General features: G+C 46.2%; 4 protein-coding genes. 3 read left to right on the plus strand and 1 reads right to left on the minus strand.

Annotation, left to right across the window (positions count from 1 at the left end):
• Window positions 1-1,977: ATP-binding response regulator (locus tag PX481_RS02175; RefSeq protein ID WP_288093474.1), on the minus strand; the 1,977-nt coding region annotated here is incomplete at its 3' end.
• A gap of 497 nt (window positions 1,978-2,474) precedes the next feature.
• On the opposite strand from PX481_RS02175, the gene PX481_RS02180 reads away from it, so the two are divergent.
• The 3 genes from PX481_RS02180 to kaiC form a co-directional block, all read left to right on the plus strand.
• The gene (locus tag PX481_RS02180) at window positions 2,475-3,404 is read left to right on the plus strand and encodes a circadian clock protein KaiA (protein ID WP_288093476.1); all 930 of its coding nucleotides are present in this window, start codon (window positions 2,475-2,477) and stop codon (window positions 3,402-3,404) included.
• A gap of 56 nt (window positions 3,405-3,460) precedes the next feature.
• Window positions 3,461-3,775: a circadian clock protein KaiB gene (gene kaiB / locus PX481_RS02185; RefSeq protein ID WP_002733742.1), complete on the plus strand. Its 315-nt coding sequence runs from the start codon at window positions 3,461-3,463 to the stop codon at window positions 3,773-3,775.
• A 193-nt stretch (window positions 3,776-3,968) separates the two neighbouring features.
• The coding region (kaiC, locus tag PX481_RS02190; RefSeq protein WP_288093478.1) for a circadian clock protein KaiC at window positions 3,969-5,031 on the plus strand (1,063 nt) is incomplete at its 3' end.

Genomic DNA, 5,031 nt, shown 5'->3' on the forward strand with positions numbered 1-5,031 from the left:
CAGAGTCGGAGCAGTGCGCCGTTTGCGGCTAGGAATGGGGGAAACGGTCAGATTCAGGCAAGCTTGCAGAGCTGCCGAGGTGATCGGCGGAACCAGAAAACTATCGGCCCCTTGCTGTTGACTGCGGTTGCGCTCGGAATCAGCGGCGGTGACAATAACTTTCATATCTTTGGTTTGGGGATGGGATTTCAGCAGCGTTAACACATCCCAACCGGACAACAGGGGTAGATTGGGATTGAGAAAAACACAACGGGGTTTTAACTGACGGGCTTTTTCGATCGCCTCAGTGCCGCTACGGGCGATAATGGCTTTTAATCCCAATTCACTCAAGCGATCGACAAACTGTTCGATCACTTGGGGATTAGCTTCCACCACTAACACCAGACGCTGGGGAGTGGCGGACTCCTGATCGGCACCTTGGGGATGAACCGGCAGCAGTAAAGTGAATTGACTGCCTTCCCGGTCCTTGGAGACAAAGGATAGATCGCCACCGTGACAGCGCGCTAATTTTTGGCTGAGGAGTAAACCTAAACCAGCACCCTCAAATTGACGGGTGAAAGGACTTTCTAGCTGTTGGAATTTCTGAAAAATCAGATGCTGGGATTCTTCCGGAATACCGATCCCCGTATCCCAGACGGTAAAAGCCAGCCAATTTTCCCAACGATTGACTTTAATGCCGAAATTACCGCCATCAATGGTGAATTTAACCGCATTATCTAACAAATTCACTAACATCTGTTGTAAACGGGCTTCATCGGCCAGGGCATAATCTAACCCTGATTCAATGTCAAGACGATAGCTGCCGGGGAGATCGAGACGTTGGGGATACTTATCGACGATGATATCGTACACCCGTTGACAGAGGCGATCGATTTTGACTCTAGATAAAGTTAATTTTAGTTGTCCTGTCTCTAGGCGGGTTAAATCGAGGAGATCATTGACCAAAGCCATCAACTGGCGACCGCTGCGATAGATTAAATCGGCATATTTCGACTGTCGGGGGTTAAGTTCACCGATTTTTTCTTCCCGCAGCAGATTGGAGAGACCGATCACGGCGGTGAGGGGCGATTTAAACTCATGGCTGACACAGGCGAGAAATTCATCCTTAAGACGATTTAAATGGACTAAATCGGCATTTTTAACCGCTAATTCCTGACAATATTGCTGTTGTTCCGTGATATCGGTGGCCAACAGTAACCACAGTCCCGAAGCTTTCTCGAGCAAGGGATAATTATCCGCCCAATTTAACGGCACGGACAACAGTCGCCAAGTCTTGGCTAAACCCGATGTCACCGTTTCTAGACGCTGGGGAAACAGGGGGGGGGTGGGGGATTGGAGGGTTAAGGGGTCATTAACCAAAGCAAAGGGAAAGTTATCGATATTAGCGGGGAAAGCCGCCCCGATTTGTTGACACCAAGCCTGATTTTGGTATAAAATTCCCGCTTCTGGACTGTAGAGCAGCAGCGGCAGCGGTAATTGTTCCAGAAATTCCAGAGGACGATCGCTGCGGGGGGGGGGATTGCGATCGCTGATGCGGGGCTGCGGGGGAGGATCATCGAGAATCGAGCACCCGAGACAAAATTGGAGAAGTTTGCCCGTGTCTAAGCGTCCTAACAGTTTGCCTTGAGCATCCACTAAAATGGGGACGAAGGCGAGCGCTTCTCCCGTCAGGGTTGCCAGAAACTCACTTACGGCCATGCGAGCGTTAAGAGGGATAATCGGACGCAGCCAACCGCTCAGATCCAGGCAGCTGGAGGAGGGGTTTCTGGTTTCGGGGTGCTGTTGTTGATAGAGGAGGTAAGCAATCAGGGTTTGACTCTCAATCAGTCCTAGGGGACAATACCGCTCATCCACCACCACGATCGCTTCTGGATTGCCCGTATTAATTAAATCGCAAAGACTTGCCCGGTCAATAATTAATTCACAGGCAGTGACGGATTGATTAAAGTGATGGAGGCTGAGGGTAACGCTAGGCATGGGGATAATTGGGTGGGCGGTGGCGGTAACTTTAGGGCATAATTAGGGTTTGCGGCAAAAAGTTTTTCGGTGGGGGCAGGGTGTAGGGTGTAGGGTGTAGGGTATAGGGTTTTACCGATTTTCAGGTGGTCAATTACCTAATTTTCAGGGCAAAAATCCCGGAATTTTCCCCCTGCTCACTCCCATCCCCGGCACTTTTGGATTTCAAAAAGGTCTAAAAGTATTATCCAACAAGGTTTTTAGATTTATTCAGCCAGCCCTAATTAACAAACTGATGGCCAAACTATTAGTAGTCCTAGAACTTGAATCTACCTTGATTATGACGCTTGCTCATCTAGAGGACCGCTCCATTGATTACAATTAACTACAATACCCACTGCCAAAAAGCAAAGTTAACTTTAACTTCCCCGATCTGATGGCGAGGGGGTTGTCTTCTCAACAGAGAAAGCCTAACCTATAGTTTGTTATTTTCTATCTACCTTGCGGGTGAGAAAACGTTGCCTCCGAGACTGACTATTTATGCTTTTGTCCCAACGGACCCACCCTTGACGGGAGTGAGTTCACCTCCGGGGCTGGTTAATTCTTTGACGGCTTTATTGGCTAATGAACGCTATAATCTAACCCTAGGGTCTTCTTCTAGCGAATTACTGGCTAATATCGAGGCAGAGAAGGAAAAAATCGATTGTTTGCTGGTGGTCTCTCATCCTTCCCTACAGCCGACTTTTAATCAACTCTACGAAGGGGGGATTTTACTGCCAGTAGTGATCATTGTCGCTGACAAGAACATCACTGCCGAGACGAATGACTCTCCCACCTGTCTCTATCATAGTGCCGAATTACAAATTACCGTCAAGGAATTAGACAGCATCACCTCGGTCATCGACCAAGCGATCGCTCGATTTCTCCATTTAGCTCCTAATTGCTCTTTTTCCGAACCTACCACGATTGTTAACCAACCAAATCCCGTGGAAAATAATCACAGTTTTCTCCTCCTACAACAGCGCCGTTTAGCGGAAAAATTAAAAGAAAGACTCGGCTATTTAGGTGTTTACTACAAACGCAACCCGCAGCTATTCTATCGCAATCTTGCCCCGGAGGAAAAAAACGAATTACTGCGGGAATTAAGAAGAGATTATCGGGAGATTATTTTAAATTACTTCCAACAGGATTATCCGATTAATCAAGCGATCGATGAGTTGGTTAATAATGTCTTTTTTACCGATCTCTCAGTGTCGCAAATTCTGGAAATTCACATGGAGTTAATGGATGAATTTTCCCAACAGTTAAAATTAGAAGGCAGAAGTGAGGAAATTCTCCTAGATTATCGTCTCGCTCTCATTGATATCCTTGCTCACTTGGGGGAAATGTATCGTCGTTCCATACCTCGCGAGGATATCCCTTATGATTTATTATTGGGAATAGACTAAAATCTCCCCAATAAATAACAATAAACTCGTATCCCCAGCCCCTTTTATCTTAACCTATGAGCGTCTTTAAAAAAACCTATGTTTTAAAACTGTACGTCGCCGGCAATACCCCCAACTCCGTGCGTGCCTTGAAAACCCTGAAAAATATCCTAGAAGAGGAATTTCAGGGAGTGTATGCGCTCAAGGTGATTGACGTGCTGAAAAACCCGCAACTAGCGGAGGAAGACAAGATTCTCGCTACTCCTACCCTCGCGAAAGTCCTCCCTCCCCCGGTGCGGAAAATTATCGGTGATTTGTCCGATCGAGAGAAGGTTCTGATCGGTTTAGACTTACTGTACGAGGAAATTCGTGAACGAGAAAATGATAGCTAGGCCTTCGGCAATAGGTGATTAGACGGGTTATATTTATTGAAGGAGAAATGATCGGGGCGTAATCTAGTACGTTTATGGGAAAGTCAAGAGTCAAGGGACATCAAGATGGTATAAAGTATCTAGTCAGGCCTGATATGTTTCTGTGGAAAAATTAGATAAAAATCCTACTCTTTAAATATTCGCTGGATAAATAATGACTCAATCTAACTCTAATAGCCAATTGAATCCACCGATTAAACCGAAAGGTGTTCGCAAAATTAGAACCCTAATTGAAGGTTTTGATGAGATCACTCACGGTGGTTTACCCATGGGGCGAACCACCTTAGTGAGTGGCACTTCTGGCACGGGAAAAACCCTGCTTGCTGTGCAATTTCTCTACCACGGGATCAAGTATTTTGACTATCCGGGACTGTTTGTTACTTTTGAAGAATCTCCCACCGATATTATCCAAAATGCCTATAGTTTTGGTTGGGATTTAGAAGAATTAATTGACCAGGGTAAGTTATTTATTCTCGATGCTTCCCCGGATCCGGAAGGTCAAGAGGTGGTGGGTAGTTTTGATCTTTCGGCCCTGATCGAGCGCATTCAATACGCAATTACCAAATATAAAGCAAAACTGGTATCAATTGACTCTGTAACTGCTGTTTTTCAGCAGTACGAAGCGGTGTCAGTGGTGCGGCGAGAAATTTTTCGGCTCGTGGCCCGGCTAAAATTATTAGGAGTGACTTCAATTATGACCACGGAACGTATCGAAGAATACGGAGCGGTGGCGCGTTTTGGTGTAGAGGAATTTGTCTCTGATAATGTGGTAATTATGCGGAACGTGCTAGAGGGAGAAAGACGACGCAGAACCGCAGAAATCCTCAAATTACGGGGAACAACCCACATGAAGGGGGAATATCCCTTTACTATCACCAATGATGGCATTAATATCTTCCCCCTCGGTGCGATGCGTTTAACTCAGCGCTCCTCTAATGTCCGCATTTCTTCGGGAGTAAAAACCCTCGATGATATGTGTGGAGGCGGTTTTTTCAAGGATTCGATTATTTTGGCTACAGGAGCAACCGGTACGGGTAAAACTCTCTTAGTTAGTAAATTTCTGGAAGAAGGCTGTAGGCGCGGTGAGCGGGCGATTTTGTTCGCTTATGAAGAATCTCGCGCCCAATTGTCCCGAAATGCTTCTTCTTGGGGGATCGATTTTGAGGAGATGGAACGCAAGGGATTATTAAAATTATTGTGTTCTTACCCCGAATCGG

The organism is Microcystis sp. M53603_WE2, from assembly GCF_030065435.1.